The 20,052-nt window shown below is 44.9% G+C and carries 12 protein-coding genes; 11 read left to right on the top strand and 1 reads right to left on the bottom strand.

The features are described 5' to 3' along the window. The first annotated feature begins 155 nt into the window (after window positions 1-155). Together ONB37_01340 and ONB37_01335 are read left to right on the top strand one after the other, a co-directional pair. The gene (locus ONB37_01340) at window positions 156-992 is read left to right on the top strand and encodes a hypothetical protein (protein ID MDZ7398784.1); all 837 of its coding nucleotides are present in this window, start codon (window positions 156-158) and stop codon (window positions 990-992) included. 366 nt (window positions 993-1,358) lie between these two features. Next, entirely contained in the window at window positions 1,359-2,597 is a 1,239-nt protein-coding gene (locus tag ONB37_01335) for a saccharopine dehydrogenase NADP-binding domain-containing protein (protein ID MDZ7398783.1), read from the top strand. 144 nt (window positions 2,598-2,741) lie between these two features. On the opposite strand, the gene ONB37_01330 is transcribed toward ONB37_01335, so the two are convergent. Then, complete coding sequence (locus ONB37_01330; protein ID MDZ7398782.1) at window positions 2,742-3,446, bottom strand: transglycosylase SLT domain-containing protein; 705 nt, start codon at window positions 3,444-3,446, stop codon at window positions 2,742-2,744. An 897-nt stretch (window positions 3,447-4,343) separates the two neighbouring features. On the opposite strand from ONB37_01330, the gene ONB37_01325 reads away from it, so the two are divergent. The 9 genes from ONB37_01325 to ONB37_01285 all read left to right on the top strand — a co-directional run bounded on the left by ONB37_01325 (window position 4,344) and on the right by ONB37_01285 (window position 19,693). Beyond that, entirely contained in the window at window positions 4,344-6,005 is a 1,662-nt protein-coding gene (locus ONB37_01325) for a M14 family metallopeptidase (protein ID MDZ7398781.1), read from the top strand. Window positions 6,006-6,520: 515 nt separating this feature from the next. Continuing rightward, window positions 6,521-7,438, top strand: coding sequence for a DUF72 domain-containing protein (locus ONB37_01320; GenBank protein ID MDZ7398780.1), 918 nt, complete (start codon window positions 6,521-6,523; stop codon window positions 7,436-7,438). A 39-nt stretch (window positions 7,439-7,477) separates the two neighbouring features. Next, window positions 7,478-7,834, top strand: coding sequence for a sulfite exporter TauE/SafE family protein (locus tag ONB37_01315; GenBank protein ID MDZ7398779.1), 357 nt, complete (start codon window positions 7,478-7,480; stop codon window positions 7,832-7,834). Between the two features lie 289 nt (window positions 7,835-8,123). Next, complete coding sequence (locus ONB37_01310) at window positions 8,124-11,147, top strand: DEAD/DEAH box helicase (protein MDZ7398778.1); 3,024 nt, start codon at window positions 8,124-8,126, stop codon at window positions 11,145-11,147. A gap of 620 nt (window positions 11,148-11,767) precedes the next feature. Beyond that, window positions 11,768-13,216: a trimethylamine methyltransferase family protein gene (locus ONB37_01305; protein MDZ7398777.1), complete on the top strand. Its 1,449-nt coding sequence runs from the start codon at window positions 11,768-11,770 to the stop codon at window positions 13,214-13,216. A gap of 72 nt (window positions 13,217-13,288) precedes the next feature. Beyond that, entirely contained in the window at window positions 13,289-14,695 is a 1,407-nt protein-coding gene (locus tag ONB37_01300; protein MDZ7398776.1) for a hypothetical protein, read from the top strand. Window positions 14,696-14,780: 85 nt separating this feature from the next. Beyond that, window positions 14,781-16,163 (top strand): hypothetical protein, encoded by a 1,383-nt coding sequence (locus ONB37_01295; protein MDZ7398775.1) that lies wholly within the window; start codon window positions 14,781-14,783, stop codon window positions 16,161-16,163. 330 nt (window positions 16,164-16,493) lie between these two features. Further along, on the top strand, window positions 16,494-17,792 hold the full coding sequence (locus ONB37_01290) for an HD domain-containing protein (protein MDZ7398774.1): 1,299 nt from the start codon (window positions 16,494-16,496) through the stop codon (window positions 17,790-17,792). Further along, a complete protein-coding gene (locus tag ONB37_01285) occupies window positions 17,789-19,693 on the top strand; it encodes a hypothetical protein (GenBank protein ID MDZ7398773.1) in 1,905 nt (634 codons plus the stop codon). The genes ONB37_01290 and ONB37_01285 overlap by 4 nt, the downstream gene beginning before the upstream one ends. The last annotated feature ends 359 nt before the right edge of the window (window positions 19,694-20,052 follow it).

The raw sequence follows: 20,052 nt of genomic DNA, 5'->3' as shown, positions 1-20,052 counted from the left end.
TTTTATCGTTGGATTAATTTGCACTCTTATTTTTGCCTATTTTATCTTTGTTCCACCTGAAAACCCCCCAAATTACGTTTATGTGCTCATCTTTTTGGTGTTTTACTCTCTCGCATACGGACTCATCACCTGGATCAAAGGGAGAAGATCTCATCATGAATCCACAAACCAGAATCAGCCATGATGGTCGCTCAGTCTCTGGATCGATCGTCGTTTTTGCCCTGTCAATCATTGCTCTGGTTATGGTACAGTTCTTTATTTTCGGCTGTGGAAGATCGCAAAGAGAGCCAGCCCCCGAGTCATCTCAGGAAGAGGGAAGACCTCAACAAATTAAAATTACCTTGCGCGATTATCTGGCTCGAAGCAGTGCTGAACAGCCTAATTATGGCCTCTATTCATATATCCTTTTATCCCGCAAGCCAGCTACTCCCAAAGAGCGCGAGCGATACATGGCACTCCATCATGCTTTTCGAAATTTGAACCGATTGTTGGAGGTGCAAAGCGGCGCTTTGGATAGTTTAATCAATCCAGAAAATATCAATATCACCTATTGGCCAGTACGGTTTGATCATACAGATTCAGCACTAAAAGATAGCGCGGAAAATTCCAATACCTCGGATGCGTTTTTTGTCGACAATTATGACTACCTTCGCGCTGAGCTGATCTTGGGCCATTTCCAAGGGATCAGGACTTCAGGCCCGTTCATTGTTACGTATTATTATCCACTGACGAAATTGCCCGAAGAGTTTGAAAAGGACGAGGTGCTAATCATCGATTTGACGCGGGTCGATCAGAGCCAATTTGCTAATGCTATGCAGTATTTTCAGCGCAAGGTGCTAAACGACCCTCAGATCTGGCACAATAAATTCGATTGGGAGAAAATTCGGATTCATCTTTATTCTGCCCTCACCTTTCATGGAGAGCCGATTCTTTTTGCTGCCAAGTGGATCGGGGATTTTTTTGCTATCAAGCAGGCGTTTGCAAAACCATAAGTCGGAATATCCTGAGTTTTGAAATTTCGATATAGGACCATAGCGTTAAAATAGCCTATTTTCACAAAACAAAAACTAAGCAACGTAAAATTTTGTCCCAATTTTCAAATCTGCCCATTCCAAGTTCTTTTTGGTCGAATCATGACGGCCAGATTGGATTGACCAATCATGCTCAAAAATTTTGGAGTGAAAAAGATGCCTATTAAAATTTCTTTCCCAGTAGCGGTCTTTCCCAATAGCCCATTTGGCATTGGTTATGCGAATTGCAAATGTTTAATTGATTATTATTGATTATCATTGCTGGTTTTCAATTCATGCGGGACAGGATTGATCTCGCTCATCGAACCAAAAATAGGAGGGATTCAAATGAAAGTATTGGTCTTCGGCGGATCAGGAAAGATCGGTTCAGCGGTGGCGTGGGATTTGGCGAAAGATAAGGACATTCGGGCGATCGGAATTACAGGCAGAAGGATCGAGGCTTTAGAGCAGACCAAGGCATGGATTGGGAGTGAGAAGATCGTTCCCCATGTTCTTGATGTCGCTGATAAGGAAAGCGCCATTAAATTGATGAAGCAATACGATGCGGGGGCCATCGCATTGCCAGATCGGAGGACCAGTTATAAAATTGTTCACTATGCGGTTGAGGCAGGGTTAAATATTGTCGATATGTTAGAAGAATATCACCGTCGGCCTGATGCGTACGAGACGGAGGGGCTTGAATTGCCTCCAGGCATGACACTAAATCAATATGGCGATTGGCTTCACGAGACGGCCATCACCAATGGTGTTACGTTTGTGGATGGAATGGGATTTGCGCCGGGCCTCAGTAACGTGACCGTTGGCGAGGCGATTCGAAAAATGGATGTAGCGGAAACCGCCATTGCCCGCGTGGGAGGCATTCCTTCCAAAGAAAGCGCCCAACGGCACCCATTGAAATACATGATCACCTGGGCTTTCGAACACGTTCTGCGCGAGTATATGATCAAGCTCAACGTCATCAAAGATGGGAAAGTAATGGAGGTCCCTGCTATTGGCGATCGAGAACGGTTTCGTTTCACCAAATTTGGCCAGGATGAGGAATTGGTCTGTGCTGTTACCCCAGGGATGCCAAGTTTTATTTTCACGCGACCAGGGCTGAAAGAGTTTGCTGAAAAAACCATCCGCTGGCCGGGACATTGGGAGGCCATCGATACGCTGAAGGAATGCGGCCTTTTGGATCTGGATCCCCACGATTTCAAGGGTGTAAAAATCGTGCCTCGCGAATTTCTGCTCTCGTTAATTACCCCTCGGCTGAGAGCTCAGCAAGGCGATACCGATGTCTGCGTGATGTACAATACAGTAACCGGTGTGAAAGACGGGAAAAAAATCAAGATCGAATATTTCATGTGGGACGAGGCGGACGTAGCCCATGGCATTTCATCGATGATGCGCGCCACTGGTTTTCCTGTCGCCATTACCGTGAAATTGCTGCTCGAAGGATTAATAAAGGAAAAAGGGATCGTTCCCCCGGAGGATTGTATTAAAGGACCTCTCTATCAGCGCTTTATGGAAGAATTGAAAAAACGGGATATTGCTATCCTGGAAGAAACTAGTATTATGAGTTAAATCGCGAAAGATGAACAGCATCGGCAGCAAACAATTTATGGGGTTGACAATGTTGCTCTAAGCGATTCTGTGACTGCTGGCCGAAACAAAAAAGGCTACTGATTTCAGTAGCCTTTTTGTTATGCGATCCATAGTGTTGGAAAATTATAAGCTTTTCTCGCGGTAGCGATCCCACAGCTTCATGACTGCTGGAATGTAATTTTTGGTTTCATTCAACAGGATGCCATCGGCTTTGTTGCTTTTTACCCAGAGAGCGGCATATTTTTCGCCGCCGTTATAAGCGGCCAAGCCGCCATCAATGCCGTAATAGGAAATCAATGTGGAAAGATATCGAGTTCCCATTCTAATGTTATAAATGGGATTGGTCAATACCTCCTGTTCATTGGTCCAGGTGATGCCTTCATACTCTGCTAAAAACATCCCCGTTGCCGGCATAATCTGCATCAGCCCGATGGCTCCAGCGCGCGAAACAATTTTGGGATCCCAAGTCCCAGCAGACTCATGAGTAATTGTGGCGCAAATCAGATCAACATCCAGATTCGTATATTTTAGGCTCAGCGAGTAAATCTCATTGGCAATATCATATTTCTCTACCGATGATAAATTTTTATTGTAGGTATCAATAATGCTCATAATCTTTTGGATGTTGAACTGTCGGACGCTGTCCACACTCATCGCCGCTCTGAGATCTTGAAGGGATCGCTCGAGTTCTCTCATCTTCTGTTTGGTTTCATCGGTCGTATCGAAATATTTATAGGTAAAACCAATGACAGTGATCGACAAAAATAGGATCATGATGATTTTGAGCGGCATCCGAATGTGTCGATAGAGACTGTCTTCTTTTCTCATGGTCCCGTTCTCCATTTTAGTTATTTTTCGTTTGGAAAAAATTAAAGATCATAGATAATGAAAATTGTTTTGTAACAATTGTGCTGTTAAACGATACAGGTAAGTTCAAGTTCCTTTTTAAATGAAAATCTCCAAAATTGTTTTTGCGCTCGTTTATTTGTTTCTGGTATCCGCTATTCTTTTTTTCATGACAAAATATAATTTTTTTCAAAAAAATGTATGTGACCTCAGTCAAATTTTTGCATATTTCTCTTTCGAACCATACCAGACTCTAAAAAGCATTTTTAATAGGAAAAATATTTTGGCTGAAACAAAATCAACTTGAACCAGTTATTAAAACATCAATATCATAAGAATAACATGACCAAGTGAGAATTCAAAGGCTAAGCCCACATTTATAAGCTTTAAAGTTCAAATTAAGAGACCTGACATTAGAGAAATACTTATCACTCCTAAGGATGGGGAAAGGGGGATCTTTTGTCTCACGAATCAACTAAATAGTGTCTGAACGAAAACCCATCTCTCTGGCATTTCGACCGCAGGGAGAAATCTGTAAGTCCGGTTTTTGTGGAAAAATCAGATTTCTCACTTCGTTCGGAATGACATGCTTGCTACAAAGTCAATAGTTTTCGTTCAGACATTAATTAGTGTCCGAACGAAAACCGGCAGAATTTATCATTCCGAGCGGAGCGAAGCGGAATCAAGGAATCTAGTTGTTGCAATAAATTATTGGGTTAACCAGATTGCTCACTTCGTTCGGAATGACAAAAACAGAAGCTTTTATTCAAGCACCAATTAATAGATGGCATTATTCGAAGGCACGACAACCGAATTGCAAATTAATCGAATTTTCCAAAAGTTTGTTTAATCATGAATGAAAGAAGGAAGACGCTAATCATGACAAAAAAGAGCTTGTCATTCGGAATGGCCCTTATATCTTTCCTTTGGTGGTTCACTGATTTGTCCTCGCAAAAGTTACTGACGCGGGCCGAACAAACTAACTTCACAGAAACCAGCCGCTATGCCGATGTCGTTGCCTGGCTGAACCAACTGCAACATTTGAGTCCAGCAATTAGGGTGATATCAATTGGACAATCTACAGAAGGCCGGGAAATTCTTATGGCGATTTTGGGTCGGCCGGTGCCAACGAGCGCGAGCCAGTTGTTCATTATGAATAGGCCAGCGATTTACATCCAAGCCAACATCCATGCTGGAGAGGTGGAGGGCAAAGAGGCGATGTTGATGCTGATGCGAGATATTTTGGTCGGCTCGCTCGGCCATTTGCTTGATCAACAAGTACTGTTGATCGTCCCGAATTTCAATCCCGATGGCAATGAAAAGATCAGTCCTCATAATCGTCGCAATCAACTTGGGCCAGCTCAGGGGGTCGGGGTGCGCCATAACGGCCAGAATCTGGATTTGAATCGCGATTACATCAAGCTGGAGACGCCAGAAAATCGTGCTGCTGTCGAACAGATATTGAACCGATGGGATCCCATGGTCTTGATTGATCTGCACACTACCAATGGTTCATATCATCAGGAACCATTGACGTATGCCACCGCGCATAATCCTAACGGCGATGGTTCGCTGATCCATTATGTTCGATCGAAATTGTTCCCTGAGGTTGCCAGGCAGCTAAACGATAAATATCATATTATGAGCGTGCCCTATGGCGATTTTGTGGATGATTTAGATCCAAGCAAAGGCTGGCAAAGTTTTGATCACCAGCCGTATTATAGCACCAACTACTGGGGATTGAGAAATCGTTTTTCGATTTTAAACGAAAATTATGCCTATGCCGATTATCAAACCAGAATCATGGTCTGCTATCATTTCGTTCAATTAATATTAGAGTACACCAATCGGCATGGTGCGGAGATGATGAAATTGATCCGCGAAGTAGACCAAAAGACGATCGCTCGAGGCCAAAGTGCTGATACCACTGCACAGTTCGGTACTGAAATCGTCGCCCGTCCATTAGAGCAGCCATTGCTGATTCATAGCTTTGAGTTTGAGCAATATGTGGACGCAAACGGACGTACCCGCGTCAGAAAGACTGAGCGACTCCGAGATTATACAGTTCCATTTTTTGAAGACTTCGTCATTATTAAGAGCATTACGCTCCCCAAAGCATATTTATTTTCAGCGAATCTGAAAGAGATCGCGGAAATTCTGATGCGCCACGGGATTCGAGTGGAACAAATTGCCGAATTGGATACATTTCGTGTTCAGGCGTTTCAGGTGGAGTCCGTCCAGAGTGAGCCACAATTGATGCAAGGGCATCGGTGGACGCATATCAGCGGTCGTTATCAGACCATCGAGCTCGTTTTCCCTGCTGGGAGCTATCTGGTACGAATGGATCAACCGTTAGCCAATTTAATCGCCTATTTGCTGGAACCTGAAAGTGACGGTGGATTGGTCAAATGGAATTTTTTTGACCGCTACCTCTACGCGAGCCAATGGGGAAGGGAATTGAATCAGTTCCCGGTGTATCGAATCATGCAACCAGTATTGGTCGCAACCATCATTGCTAAGAAAGAAAACAGCAATTTTTGATTCCAGTTGGAATGAGATGAAAGTTCTATTTTAACATCATTACTTTGTCTCGAAAATGATGGTCGTTTTTGAGGCATAGGCAAGCTCTGTTCTTTGATTAGCGTCCGATCGTAGTCCTGTTCCATTTGAACGAGCAGATCAATCATTTTCTTTTCTGAACTTGTTATGGATGGACAAGATAATAACCAGCCATAGGAGGGACGATGGAGTTCATTTTCGGGACGAAGCTCAGAGACGCGACAATTTTGTTGAAACTCTTAGTAGACAAAACGGCAATTGATGGTGGTTATTTCTTTTGCCAGGACATGTGCTGTTGGATAATTTCAGTCTGAGAATATCTTTTCTTGACCGTATCATTGGAAGATCGGAGTTGCATTGTCAACCGGCCGCGCTTTTTCCAGCACTTTTTTTGATTTAATCAAATATCGCCAAAGAATTTCTTGACTAAAAAAGATGAAATTTGTATATTTAAAATTTGTTATTCAAAAAGAGCCTGAAAAAGCCAGGGGGTTTGTTTGAAAGATCAACATCAAATATATGTCGGCCCTGCAGGCTGGAGTTATAAAGATTGGGAGGGGATCGTTTATCCAGCGATAACGAGTCCGGGCTTTGATGCCCTTGGATTTTTAGCGCGTTGGTTTACTGTGATTGAGATCAATAGTTCGTTTTATCGGCCGCCTTCAATCCATACCGTTCGAAATTGGGTGGAACGAGTGAAGCATCAGCCTCATTTTCATTTCACCTATAAGCTTTGGCAGGGTTATTCCCATGAACGATCCAGTTTCCCGACTCTCAAAGATGAGGCCATGGTCAAATCAGGATTGGATGTGCTTTTATCCCAGCAACGGCTTGGTGCTGTATTGATTCAATTTCCGTGGTCGTTCAAGAACACGCCTGAAAATTTCGACTGGCTTCGGAAAGTGGTCCATACGTTTCGAGATTATAATCCAGTGGTCGAAGTACGCCATGGGTCCTGGAATACCCCAATACTATTTGATTTTTTAAATGAGGCAGGGGCTGGATTCGCCAATATCGATCAGCCAGTGATTGGGAATTCGATTGGGCTTACTGCTATTGGAGCGAAGCGGATCGGATATCTTCGGCTTCATGGGCGAAACTATAAAAATTGGTTCGCGAATGATGCGGATGCGGCCAGCCGTTACGATTATCTTTACAATGATGAGGAATTACAAAGCATCAAAGAGGTGATCGAACAGCTGATCGAACAAAGCCCAAAAAGCTATATTATTTTCAATAACCATTTTCGGGGCCAAGCGATTGCAAATGCGCTTCAAATTATGTTTTTGATGGACGGAAAGCCGCGAGAAATCCCAGCATCTTTGATGGAAACTTATCCATTTTTGAAGAAAATCGCCAAGGGGGTCAGCATGGAGGGAAGCCAGACATCGTTGTTTGATCGTGACCCGGGCTAATTTCTTGGCAGATAAAATTAGCAGAAAGGTAGTAGAAAAATGACAATTTTGCTGATCATCGTTATTGGTGCTGTTGCGGGTCTCTTAGGAGGAGCGTTTGGTATCGGCGGAGGGATCGTGATGGTGCCAGCTTTTCTATTATTTCTCAAGCAGCCAATCCATACTGCGATTGGAACCTCATTAATGGTGGTAATTCCGATCTCAATTGCAGGAGCGTTGCGGCATTATACATTGAATAATGTTCATTTTTCCATTGTACTCTGGGCTGGTTTGGGCGGTATTATCGGTGCCGTGCTGGGCGCATCGATTATTGAACATGTCCCTGCTTTTTATGTCAAGCGGGCTTTCGCCCTGTTTCTCATCTACTCTGCGGTTCGGCTGTGGATCGCTAAATAGCGGATTGTAGGGTGTCCAGAAATCACAGTGCTATTAAATGCGCTTGACGATCATATTTGCAAGATGCCAACGGCCAGCGTTTGTTGCAATAAGAAGCAAATCATCGAGGCGCTTGATCATTTATGGTGATAGCTGAATGAGCGCCACAAAGCTGATCCAATAATGGCTATTTTGATTATTGAATTCTGCTATTCAATACCGAATCTTTCGCGGTGATCGAGATTAGCTGGGAATTAGCGTATGTTTGATGAATTCATGATTATTTGGTATTATCGATTTGTTCAGAACAATGAATAAACTCGCCAGTGTCATCAAAAATCAATTGCCGAAACAGTTTCTTGAGATTGGCTGGAAACTGTTTATTGAACGTCAATATCAGTATTTGGATTTCATCCGCAATGCATACACGGCTCGGTTTCCAGGTCGCAAAGAACATTATTGGACGATCGTCCGAAAAAGAGCGGATCGGCCCATTTTTCAGATGACTTGCTCATGCAACACCTATTTGCGGAATATGAGCTGTCCTCACATTGCCGCCCTGTTTTTCATCATCTATTCAAAAAATCCAGAAACGGTTGATATTGAACAGACATTATATCGGCACTATGAACGCAGCCTCTGGTTCCAATTGGCCAAGTTATATTTTGAATATTTCGGAGATGACAAACTGATTATCGCATCGCATCTGGAACAATTTCGGGACCAATCGGTGCTGCGTTTGATCGGCCGCGATGTTAACCATGGCGAGGTGCTAAATTTTGTTTTGGGTAAAGAAGCAGCCGTCCGGATTGTTAAAAAGTACCGATCTCGCTTCTTTTCTGAATTGCTCGATGCTGTTTCTACCCTTAATACCGATCAAATTCAATTGGAATATTTAGAAGCGGAGAAAACCGAGCTCGAAATCCGAATGAATATGTCGGGCTACAGGTCCTGGCAACAAAAATTTGAAGAGAGTTTTTGGTTCGATTTGAGCAAAGCGTGGTTTCTTGAATTTGATGAGATTGGCTATTCTGTTGAGTTTTCAGAGCAAAATCAGGCGATAAAAATTTTTTCGATCGATGGGAGCTTCGCCTTCTATCTCCAAAAAGTCTTGATTCCTGCTATCATAAAAAAGCTGGCTCTAAACCCGGCGATCCGCCACACGCTGTCGATTTCAGAAAAACCTGCAATTCTCAATTATTCATTGACCCTGACCGATGACTATGATTTGAAGATCACACCGATTCTTTTTTTGCCAGATGATCCAACGCCATATCCTTGCGGAAATAAGAATGGGCTGCATCCAATCCAATTCGGTGATTATCTCTACATTCAGGATCGGGGATTCTTCTCATTTCAACGAAAAATTCAGTATTATGATAGCCAATTGTTCAGCTTGAACGAAGTGATCGTTCCCAATGACGATATTTTGAGATTTGTGAGTGAGTATGGAAGGTTTATCGACGCGGATGAATTCTATTTCGTGAGCCCGCCGCTCAAAAATCGGAAGGCCATTCAAAGCATCAAGAGCATCGATCTTTTTGTTGATCAAATTCAGAATGATTGGCTCTATCTTTCTGTGAAATATCGGACAACCGGTGAGACAGTCCCGTTGTATGAGATCTATCTTGCGCTTCGCAACGGAAAGCGATATTTGATCACCAAGGACCATTGGATTGACTTATATACTGCCGATTTCAATTGGCTGCAAAGTTTGATTGAGCAGCAGGGGATAGAATTTGTCAGCCAGGGCAAGAAGGATGCGCGCATGATGGTTAATAAAATGAACTTCCTGCGATTGAGCGCGGAGTTACCTCCAAAGGGAAAACTCGATACTCATCAAGCGCTCTCCGATATTTTGAACCGATTGCTTGCTCTTAAGCCAAATACCCCTGCTCCGCCATTAAAGGGCAGGAAATATCAGCTTCGGGAGTATCAAAAGAACGGTTATGAGTGGCTCTGGTTTTTATATGAAAATCAACTTTCTGGCTTGCTGTGCGACGATATGGGGCTTGGCAAAACTTACCAATCTATCGCATTGATCGATGGGATCATTATCCAGAACCAGCAGCCGAGGAATTTTCTCATTGTGTGCCCAACTTCGGTGTTGCCGCACTGGCACGAGAAGCTGAATGAATTGAAAAAGAAGGTGAATTTGATTCTCTATTATGGTGGAGATCGGAAACTGATCCAAAGCAAAAGGGCGAAGCACAATGTCGTGCTCACTTCTTATGGCATTCTCAGAAACGATCTCGATAAATTGGCAGACATTCCTTTTGAAGTGGCGATATTCGACGAGATTCAGACCGCGAAAAACAAGGCCAGTTTGACGAATGCGGCCGTAAATCGGCTGAACAGCAAAATGAGGATCGGCTTGACAGGCACACCGATCGAAAACAATCTGAGCGAGCTAAAAACACTGTTCGACATCATCCTTCCTGAATATTTGGGAACGGATGCCGCTTTTCGGAAAAACTACATTAATCCCATCGAGCGCCAGGAGGATAAAAAGAAACGCGAACAACTGCAGCGAATCATTCAGCCATTCATCTTAAGACGGACCAAAAAACAGGTGCTGGAGGAGCTGCCTCCCAAAATTGAAGAAATTCGCAAATGCGAATTGAGCGATGAACAAGTAAAACTTTACCAGGACGTGCTTAATACGAGGGCCAAGATGCTACTGGCCCAGCTATATGATAAATCGGAAAACATCCCCTACATCCATATCTTTGCCGTGCTCAATTATCTTAAACAAATCTGCAATCACCCAGCCCAATTGGAAGACGGTTGTTTGGATTATAACAAATATGCTTCGGGAAAATGGGAATTGTTTTGTGAGCTGTTAGAAGAAAGCTTAAACAGCGGTTTCAAGGTAGTCGTCTTCAGCCAGTATTTGAACATGTTAGGATTGATAGAGGCCTATTTAAAGGACAATCATATTGAATTTGCAACAATCAAAGGAGCGACCAAGAACAGAAAGGAAATGGTGGATCGCTTCAATAATGATCCCAATTGCAAAGTGTTCACTGGAAGCTTACGAGCATCGGGCTTAGGGATTAATCTCACCGGCGGTTCCGTAGTGATTCATTATGATCGCTGGTGGAACGCAGCGCGGGAGGACCAGGCAACAGATCGGATCTATCGGATCGGGCAGACCCGCGGTGTGCAGGTATTGAAATTGGTCACTGAAGGTACCTTGGAGGAGAAAATCGATCGCATCATTCAAAAGAAAAAGAAACTGATGAGCGATCTAGTGAAAGAGGATGACGCAACCATTATTAAAAGCTTCGATCGGGAAGAATTAATTGACTTACTGACATTCGGTGACAAGTAACTGTGTCTTTTGATCGCCCAACCTTGCTAATAGCCCATGCAACGAAATTTAGGATCGCAAAGAAGAATCAAAAATGCTGTTGTTTTAATCTTTCTGACAATAGCCTACCGCCATCTTTGCAATTCGGATGGCTGCTCCCCACAAAGTTCCAAATGAAAATCAAATGCAATTGCACAAAAAAGAGTCAACTCATTTTTTAATCAGTGCAAAACACTTTTTCGTATTCAACTGCAAATTGATTCGCCCATCTGAACCTCGCTGATTTTTCTGCTTGACAAATGAGAGAAGTTTAAGTATATTGAACCAAAAGCTAGATTGAAATCGCTGACGCAACATTCTATTGAGCATTCTCAACTGTTCAGAGAAAATTGCCTTGAATATTGCAATGCCGTTTTAGCTTCAAGCATGTAAATCTGAAAATCTGAGGTTAGTTTGAATTGAGTTGCGCAATTTCTCCCTTGTAGGAAATACGAGCAAGATGTTTGTTTGCTTCCAATCGAATCCAAAGGAATTCCGTTGATAAAAATGAGCTATTAGAGATGAATGATTACAAGGATGATTTTTGAAATGAAAGCCGAATGAACTGAGCTGCGAAAATTCACAACAAGGAGGATCTTTCCATGTATCGGCCCAAATTTGCAATGATTGAAGACCAGCAGATAGAGCGAATTCTGTCAGATGCCTATGCTGTCTTGGAAAAGGTAGGAGTATTAATTGAAAACGAAGAGGCGATGAAACTGTTGGAGGCGAATGGCGCCAAGGTGGATCGCGCAGTGCGCAAGGCCTATTTCCCTGCATGGCTCATCGATCAGAGTCTCAAGTCTGTGCCCAATAGGATTACCATTTACGATCGGAATGAGCAGCCAGCCATGATGCTTGAAGGGGATCAGATCCATTTCGATCCTGGTTCGGCGGCGCTAACCATTCTGGATTGGGAGACGCAAAGACAGAGAAAACCGGTGACCCAAGATTTGGTAAATTTAAGCCGTCTGACGCATCAGCTTCAATATTTGGCAGCTCAGTCCACTGGTCTAATTTCCTCCGATGTCCCTCAAGAGATCGCAGACCGTTATCGGCTTTATATTGCGTTGCAACATAGTACCAAGCCCGTGGTGACTGGCACTTTCGCGCTGGATGGATTTGATAGTATGAAGGCGATGCTGATCGCAATCCGTGGCAGCGCCGAGAGATTACGCCAGATGCCGCTGGCTATTTTCGATTGTTGTCCTTCCCCGCCGTTGAAATGGAGCAATTTGACCTGCCAAAACTTGATCGACTGCGCCAAAGCGGGCATCCCAGCGGAATTGGTATCCATGCCATTAACTGGGGCGACATCGCCCGGAACGTTGGGAGGGGCACTGGTCCAGCATGCCGCAGAGAGCTTGAGCGGGGTTGTCATTCATCAATTAGCACAGGCTGGGGCACCGATCATCTGGGGCGGTTCACCCGCTGCTTTTGACATGCGCCATGGCACGACCCCGATGGGCGCCATCGAGACGATGATGATCGATGCCGCTTATGCCAAGATCGGAAAGCATTTGGGATTGCCGACCCATGCCTATATGGCGCTGAGCGATGCCAAGTTGCTTGACGCGCAAGCCGGTTTGGAGACCGGGATGGGCGCGGTGATCGCTGCTTTAAGCGGCATTAACGTGATCTCTGGCCCAGGCATGCTCGATTTCGAAAGCTGCCAGTCATTAGAGAAGTTGGTGATCGACAACGAAATTTGCGGTATGGTACTCCGTTTGGTCAATGGCATTGTCCTAAGACCCGGGATGAGCGACGACCTATTCGGCGATATCTATGATGGCGAGCATTTTCTGACCTCGCAGCATACGATCCAATGGCTAAGGGAAGAATTTTATTCTCCGTCCGAAGTGATCGATCGGGCCAATTATCAGACCTGGCTGAGCACTGATGTTCGATCGGCTGGGGAACGCGCCCATCAAAAGGTTCAGTGGTTGCTTCAGCAGCCGCCCGCCCCTGAACTGTCAGAGGCTATCGCCAAAGAATTAGGTCAAATCATGATCACAGATGCCAGAAAATATGGCATGAATCGATTGCCCTGAACGGTTCGAGCCGTAGTAAATCTGAAGCGCGGTTCGAATAAAAACGCATAGCAATATGAAGTGGGGTGAATATTGAAAACGACATGTTTTTTCAAAGTAGCCTTTGCTTTAATCTTGTTTGCGATCGAGATCCCGTTGCACGGTCAAAATAAACTTATTGCCCTTGATGATTCTATCGGCATTGAGATCGATGCGAGTGAACAGACGCGCTATCACCTTTTTCCTGGCATTGAACAATTTCAATCTGCCCGGATCATGATGTTGCCCAATGGAAAATATCGGCTTCAGTACGCTTATCAGACTTCGAGCGGCTTGCGCACCAGAACGATTCCCGTCTCTGCCGAGGCGCTGGATTTGACGCGACAGCATCTTGCCTTCAGCCACAAGTATCGAAATCTACGCCGCAATCAACCCGACGAACCGGCCACGGAGCCCCAGATCATCTATCTGCTCGGGCTGAAATACGCCGCGCAAGCTCGCTATGACCTAACAATGCAATTGTGGGATGACTTGATCGCAGCTTACCCTGCCAACCCCATTGCTGCTGAATGTCAGCAGAATCGCAGCATTGTGGAACGGCTCAATCGCAGCAAAACGGCCTTATTTGTCCCAGGGGCATTTTTGGATCAGAGCGGTCGCACGGATGTGATGATTTTCAGTGGGTACTATGGGCTATGGCAGGGGATCGCGACGCCGATCGCATTGAAGGCGAAGTCTTCGCAGGCAGTCGCTGCTGGACTGCTTCTGGGAGCGCCGATCTCGCTGTTGGTAACCCATCGTTTGACCAAACAGGCGAATATCAGCGACGCTCGTGCCACGATGATCGCGCTGGGCGGACATCTTGGCACCTGGCAGGGGATAGGATGGGCGATCTATGCCGACCAAAAGGGCCACGAGATTATCGGCATCGGGCAGCTCGTTGGACTGGCTGGAATTGGAATGGCTACTTTGCTTACCAGTAGGGTCGAATTTTCCACTGGTCATGCCAGTCTCACCAGTTCGGCACTGCCGTGGGGGGCTTGGTTCAGTGCCGTCACGGCCGCTGTGTTGGATCACTCCGGGAATGAAGTGCTAAGGGATATGCTGATCGGCAGTAATGCCCTGGTGTTGGGGATGGGAATCGCTGCAAAGGACGTTCAAATGAGCAAAGCGAGGATTCGCATCATCAACCTCGCTGGTGTTGTCGGTACCTTCCTCGGATTTGGAATCGATTTGCTATTCGAAATCAAGGACGCCTCTGCTGCTTTTGCTATCGCTGGATTGGGTAGCATCGGTGGTCTGGTTGCTGGAAAAGAATTAACTAAAAATTTCGATCACCTCCGAAATGAAGCTTTATCTGTTGATGATCCAATGAACTTTGCTCAATATGAGCAAACTGTGCGATTTTCAAAAACAATCACCCCGCAATTATCATTGCTGCGGAATCCACACCGCAGTGGCCGATGGATGCCTTGTGCCAGTTTGCAGATAAACCTATGATGTGCGTGTTTCCAAATTTCGCGATCACTTTATTTCCGGCAGGCACATATGAATCATTCAATTCAGCTAATTTGGGATCTGGATTATGAAATTCATCGTGCTAATCATCCTAATTTTTCTGAATATCATTTTTCTAATCCCAACAGGCTTGATCTGTCAGCAAAGCGATAGCTGCCTTAATCTTACTTCAATTCGATATATTCGCCTGCCCCGAAATCTCACCACGATAAGCGGCAAAGAGGCCATAGATATAGAAGACGAAGTGGCGATGCATTTGCTGGAAGCCAAACGTCAGCTCGGGCTCTATGGCCTGATGGTTGGGATCTTGCTGGACTCAACAGCGGCATCAAATGCGTCTGGATCATCGCAGTTCGAGCTTTTCAGTTTTGATCAAATTGTCGGTGCTGATCAAGTGATTGGGATCCTTTCCGTTTCAATATCACAAGAAAATGTTCCTGCCGAGGAACCTGATTATTTCTCGATAAAAAGGCGTGCTGGTAATCGATCTGAGGCCAAAACGCCATATATCATTCAGACGCGACTTTCTGTTGAGGCGGAAATCATAGATGTTGGAACTAAAGAAGTTTTGGCGCCGCTTGCTCTCGAAGGCTGGGGGACTGGTCGATCCATGGCAAAATCTAAACGCAATGCCATGAAACGCCTTAAGGATACAGCAATCCAGGAGTTGAAACGCCTCTATTGGCTTTCCGCTGAATTGACCGGAGTGAAGAGCGATAAAGAAACCATCTCGTTGGGAGCTCGAGTAGGAATTAGCAAAGGGATGACCTTCGAGTTGATAGAACCTGATCGCATCTGGGAATCTGAGGGGGAGGAATGGTTGGTACATGGCGGAACCGCGGCGATAGCGGCGGTGAGCGATACCGCTGCGGACAGCTCCAGCATCAGAATCCTGAGGCAGTGGCGGGAACTATATCCAGGCGCATGGGCGGTTGAAATGCCAAAGCAGATCTATGGCCTAGGTCTTAATTTCTCCCCAACAGCGTTAGGCTCTTATATCAACTTCAGCTTGGGCTTTCATGTTGCTCCCTTATCACGATTAGACTGCGGATTGGCTCTCCAAATGATCCGCGTTGCTGACTCCTATCAAGAAGAGGATTACGGTTTTGGCCTCGGCGGTTTTGGCATTTGGCGATTCATCGATAACCCAAAATTTGATTTTGGAGCAAAACTTACCCTCGACCTCGATTTTCCTTTCAAATGGGATGATGATAACAATTTGGTGAACACTCTTTTGGTTTCCATCTCGTTCGGAGTTACTGCCGAGTGGCTGATCTCCAAAAGAGTCGATTTCGTGTTTCTGCTCGGCTATCGATTGGGGATGCGCAATAAAAACTGGCAATACAGCGAAGATGATATGGAAATTTCTGCTTATTGGAGCAAGGAGCCACCAGAGGTGAAAAATTCTGGGATGATGATGAACGTGGGGTTCAGGTATTTGTTATTCTGAGCGAAGCTCGAATAAAAAACAAATTGAAAAGATCATCATCTGGGCTCGTTGATATTCAACAATGAAGCTTTGGCCGATGGCTAAATGCCATAGTTGAGATTGCCAATACACTGATCTTTAGCCTGAAAATCTGCTTTTGCTTCGCTTTCCCTCAGATCCATCCAATTCGAAAAATCAATATTTGTTTTGATTCTGTTGATTTGTTAATGCTTCTGATTATGAGGCCTTGATTAAGATTTCTTTGCATTGAGGCACTAATATAATGAAATTTGGCAAAATTATCATATTGCCAAAAGATGCTTTTCTGACAAATTCAAATAGAGCGAAGCCATGGACACGAAATTTAAAACTGAGATCAAATTTGCTGATATTCTCAAGCAAAAAAATGCGGCGCTATATGATCGGTTGGAGCTGATCAAACAAAAGGCGTTGGTTGAATGGGTGCCGCTGCTGAATTTTGATCGTGGCTCGCACAGTGGTTATCCCCATTTGATAAATGTTGAGCGCAATGCAGACAAGATGGTGCCCGATGTCATTAAGCAAGAAATGACCGCTGGACAGATATTTTTGCTATTGGCGGCAATTTTTCTGCATGATATTGGGAAGGTGACTGCTGCTTCCATTGAAGAGCGGGGGGCCTCCTTAGGAAATCGAGTCCGGCTTCATCATCGCCACAGCGAGGAAATCATTACCCGTAATTGGGCGGAATTGGGCTTGCCTGACGAGCGCATTGCCCGATATATCGGCAAAATCGTCTATTATCATTGTGTCGACAATCCATTTGAAGACGAAGAGGATATCCGCGTCTATAACGTTACCACGTTGGATCCCTATGGTCATTTGATGATCCCATTCAATGCGGCAATTTTGAGGATCGCTGATGAGACCGAAGCCAGTTGGACGCGCTCGCTCCAATACTATTTATATCAACGAATCAAAGATGCCAGCGACAGATCGCTGATCAAGGGCGTCCGCCGGCTAATTGAGGATGTTGAGTTCTGTTTGAGAGGAGAATGCATTATCTTTCACGTACCTGAACTGAAAATTCAAGAGAGGGCTGAAGGTGATGAGATCAATCGTCAAACAGAGCGATCAAGTTCGCCTGGGCGCGAATCAGACTCGAGTGAGATGTTCTATTTAACTCGAAGTGAATTTGAGCAACTTAGCCGGCTCAAAGGGAGTACCGATAAAGTACTGACAACATGGTCGCAATTATTAGAGGAGCATCATATTGCTTATCGCCAGGCTTTTTATGAATACAAAAATATGCTGCTGACAAGGCTTTCTCTCAATGATTCGCGCACAATCGAGCGACAAACGCTCGCTGAGGTATTCGATCAACCAAACCTCGGTCGTCGGCCTAAGTTGCAAGATCTTGTGGATGCTATCGTCAGCCTCTCGCTCGGAAGCTTGGGACATGACACATTTACGTGGCAGGCAATCGAGACTAAGATCGGCCAGGCACTTACTTTTCGGGAGAGATGGATCGTGGAACGAATGAATTATGCATCCAGGTACCTTTATATCACATTTCCATCGGCCGAAAAGTTGAAGATTCAACTCGATCATCGCCATATCAGCGAACTATATCGAGATTTAGGGTGCAGATATAAAGGGATACAGCTATGAAGGATGGACAATTTATTTATTTGTCCACGGGGATCGACAATCTTGATGATTTGCTTTCCCCAGATCGAGAAGATAAGGGGATCAGTGGCGGTATATTTATTGCGAGGACCACACGGTTCGGTCACGATGATCATCTGGACGCTGGTCTTAGGCGGGAGCAGTTGGAAACCCCGATCGTGGTGATTGAAGGTACAACGGGTACAGGCAAAACCACGCTTGCGCTGCAAATCGCCCATGCCACTGCCCGAAACGCGCAGTGGATTGTGTTTTACTACAGTCTTGAGCAAACTCTTCAATCGCTATATAATGCAGCTCAAGGTTTTGGATTTTTTAAAAAGAATTCAAATGACCCAAAGGTTGAGTTTATCGATCTTAGCGAATCAAACATTGAATTCCCGCTTGACCCGAAGTTCAATCGGATCTATTTTGGTCAATTTTCGCCACGACCGTTCACGGTGGCTGAGGAGAGCGATATTTTTGAACAACGCATTTCCGAATTGGATCATCTTCTCAATACTGTGACAAGCCAGACTTCCCCGGACACTTTGATCTTGTTAGTCCTGGATAGCATTACGGCATTAGCAGGTCGGCCATTGCAGCGCAACGAAATCTATCGTTTTTTCACCTTGCTCAGGAATTACCATATCCCCAGCCTGATCACCCTGGAGCGCTATTCGGACGAGCCACCACAATCGGAACAGATCACGTTCGAGTGCACCCGATTTCTCGCCGATGTGGTTATCAGCCTCACCAAAGAGCATCCTGGTGGCTATTTGCAACATTATCTCGAAATCATTAAATCGCGGGTCGGGAGACATGCATTAGGCAAACATCTTTATAAGATTCGCACGCAGCCCCAAATCAGCGAACAAGATGGTGCGGTACAAACAGGGATTTTGGTATATCAATCCATTCATTACATGCTCACCAAAGTTCGCGGCCAGCAGCGAGAAATGGGCGCTGGCGAACCAAAATTTCAGGTCGATTTTGATGATCAAACCGATCAAGATTTAGCGCTTGTTTTCAATAGCCCCATGATCAAATCTTGTTCGTTCACAGCAATTATTGGTCCCAACGGTAGCCATAAATTAGCCTTAGCCGTCAATTTGGCATTGGGCCGATTCGTCGAGCGCGAACAGCCACGGGTTTTAATTGTGAACTTTGGCAATACTTCAGAATTTGGCTTTAACGGTATTGCCTGGACTAAATTCAATCAAAAATGGAGAAGGCTCGGAAAAATCTCAGAGCAATTTATCGGTGGGCAATCCAAGTTTTCTCGGTTGTGCTATGGCGTCGATCCAAATTGCCTCCCCATTGTTACAATCACTGCCTTCAGAATCGGTCAGCTTGCGCCTGAAGAATGTTTTGATGTAATCGAAAAAGAGCTTGAAGCAGCGAAGAAACAAAACAATCCATTTACATCGGTTTTGATCAATAATACCGCAGAGTTGTGCACGAGTTATCCATTGTTGAAGAACGAACCGTTGTTTATTCCTACTCTATTAGATTTGTGCAATGTTTATTCCCTGGTCGCCGTGGGGATCGGGGTCGAAGATATCTCACAACCAGACATCAGTGCGGCTAATGTGGCCCTATTCGCCAATGCCGATTACCGAATCAAATTGTCCCACTATCCCAACGTCGATGAATTCTTTGACCAATCGTTCCGAGCTGTCCTAAAGCATAAGCAGCCCATTTTGGAAGAGCAGTTGGTCTGGTTGATTATTGACAACGTTTCTGGCCGACACTATCGGCGACAACCAAAAAGACTTTGGGTCGAAGAGATCCCTTACAAATCTGATCCAACTAAAATCTCACACAAAATCCTGCACATTGAGGATTATCGAAAATTCGTCTCGAAGAACATCTCCGCCGGCGAGCAAAGGGAGCTAGATTTTTGATCCCAGTTTTTCAAAGACATTCATCCATCTTCTAGTTGGATCAGCCAAAAATTTTGCATGGTCATTCCTTATCGCTTTAAAGCGTAAAATTCGTGCTAAGATTAGCAATTGTCCCATTGGGGCCACGAAGAATTGGGGTGCATGAACGAACAAATACTGCTACTCCCATTCGATCAGAAGAACCTATGGTACCATAATCAGATCGTTTCGCGCTTGATCGTGGCATTGAAAATCCGATGAGATCGACAGGAGACGCCTTGCTTCTGCTTGCCATTTTCGTAGCTGATCAATCACTTGAACAGCTCATTCAGTCGCGCAATACCCTTGATTACAAGTCCGCTTATTGCTCTCGCCATTGC

The organism is candidate division KSB1 bacterium (assembly GCA_034506395.1).
In the GTDB taxonomy this organism is placed as follows: Bacteria; Zhuqueibacterota; Zhuqueibacteria; order Thermofontimicrobiales; family Thermofontimicrobiaceae; genus Thermofontimicrobium.
The sequence above is the reverse complement of the archived record's forward strand: the minus strand, read 5'-3'. Positions and strand labels throughout refer to the sequence as shown.

What these genes read in the sequence shown, in the direction of transcription:
- ONB37_01340 (MDZ7398784.1), top strand. Translation starts at nt 156, where the DNA reads ATGAATCCACAAACCAGAATCAGCCATGATGGTCGCTCAGTCTCTGGA.
- ONB37_01335 (MDZ7398783.1), top strand. Translation starts at nt 1,359, where the DNA reads ATGAAAGTATTGGTCTTCGGCGGATCAGGAAAGATCGGTTCAGCGGTG.
- ONB37_01330 (MDZ7398782.1), bottom strand. Translation starts at nt 3,446, where the DNA reads ATGAGAAAAGAAGACAGTCTCTATCGACACATTCGGATGCCGCTCAAA.
- ONB37_01325 (MDZ7398781.1), top strand. Translation starts at nt 4,344, where the DNA reads ATGACAAAAAAGAGCTTGTCATTCGGAATGGCCCTTATATCTTTCCTT.
- ONB37_01315 (MDZ7398779.1), top strand. Translation starts at nt 7,478, where the DNA reads ATGACAATTTTGCTGATCATCGTTATTGGTGCTGTTGCGGGTCTCTTA.
- ONB37_01310 (MDZ7398778.1), top strand. Translation starts at nt 8,124, where the DNA reads ATGAATAAACTCGCCAGTGTCATCAAAAATCAATTGCCGAAACAGTTT.
- ONB37_01305 (MDZ7398777.1), top strand. Translation starts at nt 11,768, where the DNA reads ATGTATCGGCCCAAATTTGCAATGATTGAAGACCAGCAGATAGAGCGA.
- ONB37_01295 (MDZ7398775.1), top strand. Translation starts at nt 14,781, where the DNA reads ATGAAATTCATCGTGCTAATCATCCTAATTTTTCTGAATATCATTTTT.
- ONB37_01290 (MDZ7398774.1), top strand. Translation starts at nt 16,494, where the DNA reads ATGGACACGAAATTTAAAACTGAGATCAAATTTGCTGATATTCTCAAG.
- ONB37_01285 (MDZ7398773.1), top strand. Translation starts at nt 17,789, where the DNA reads ATGAAGGATGGACAATTTATTTATTTGTCCACGGGGATCGACAATCTT.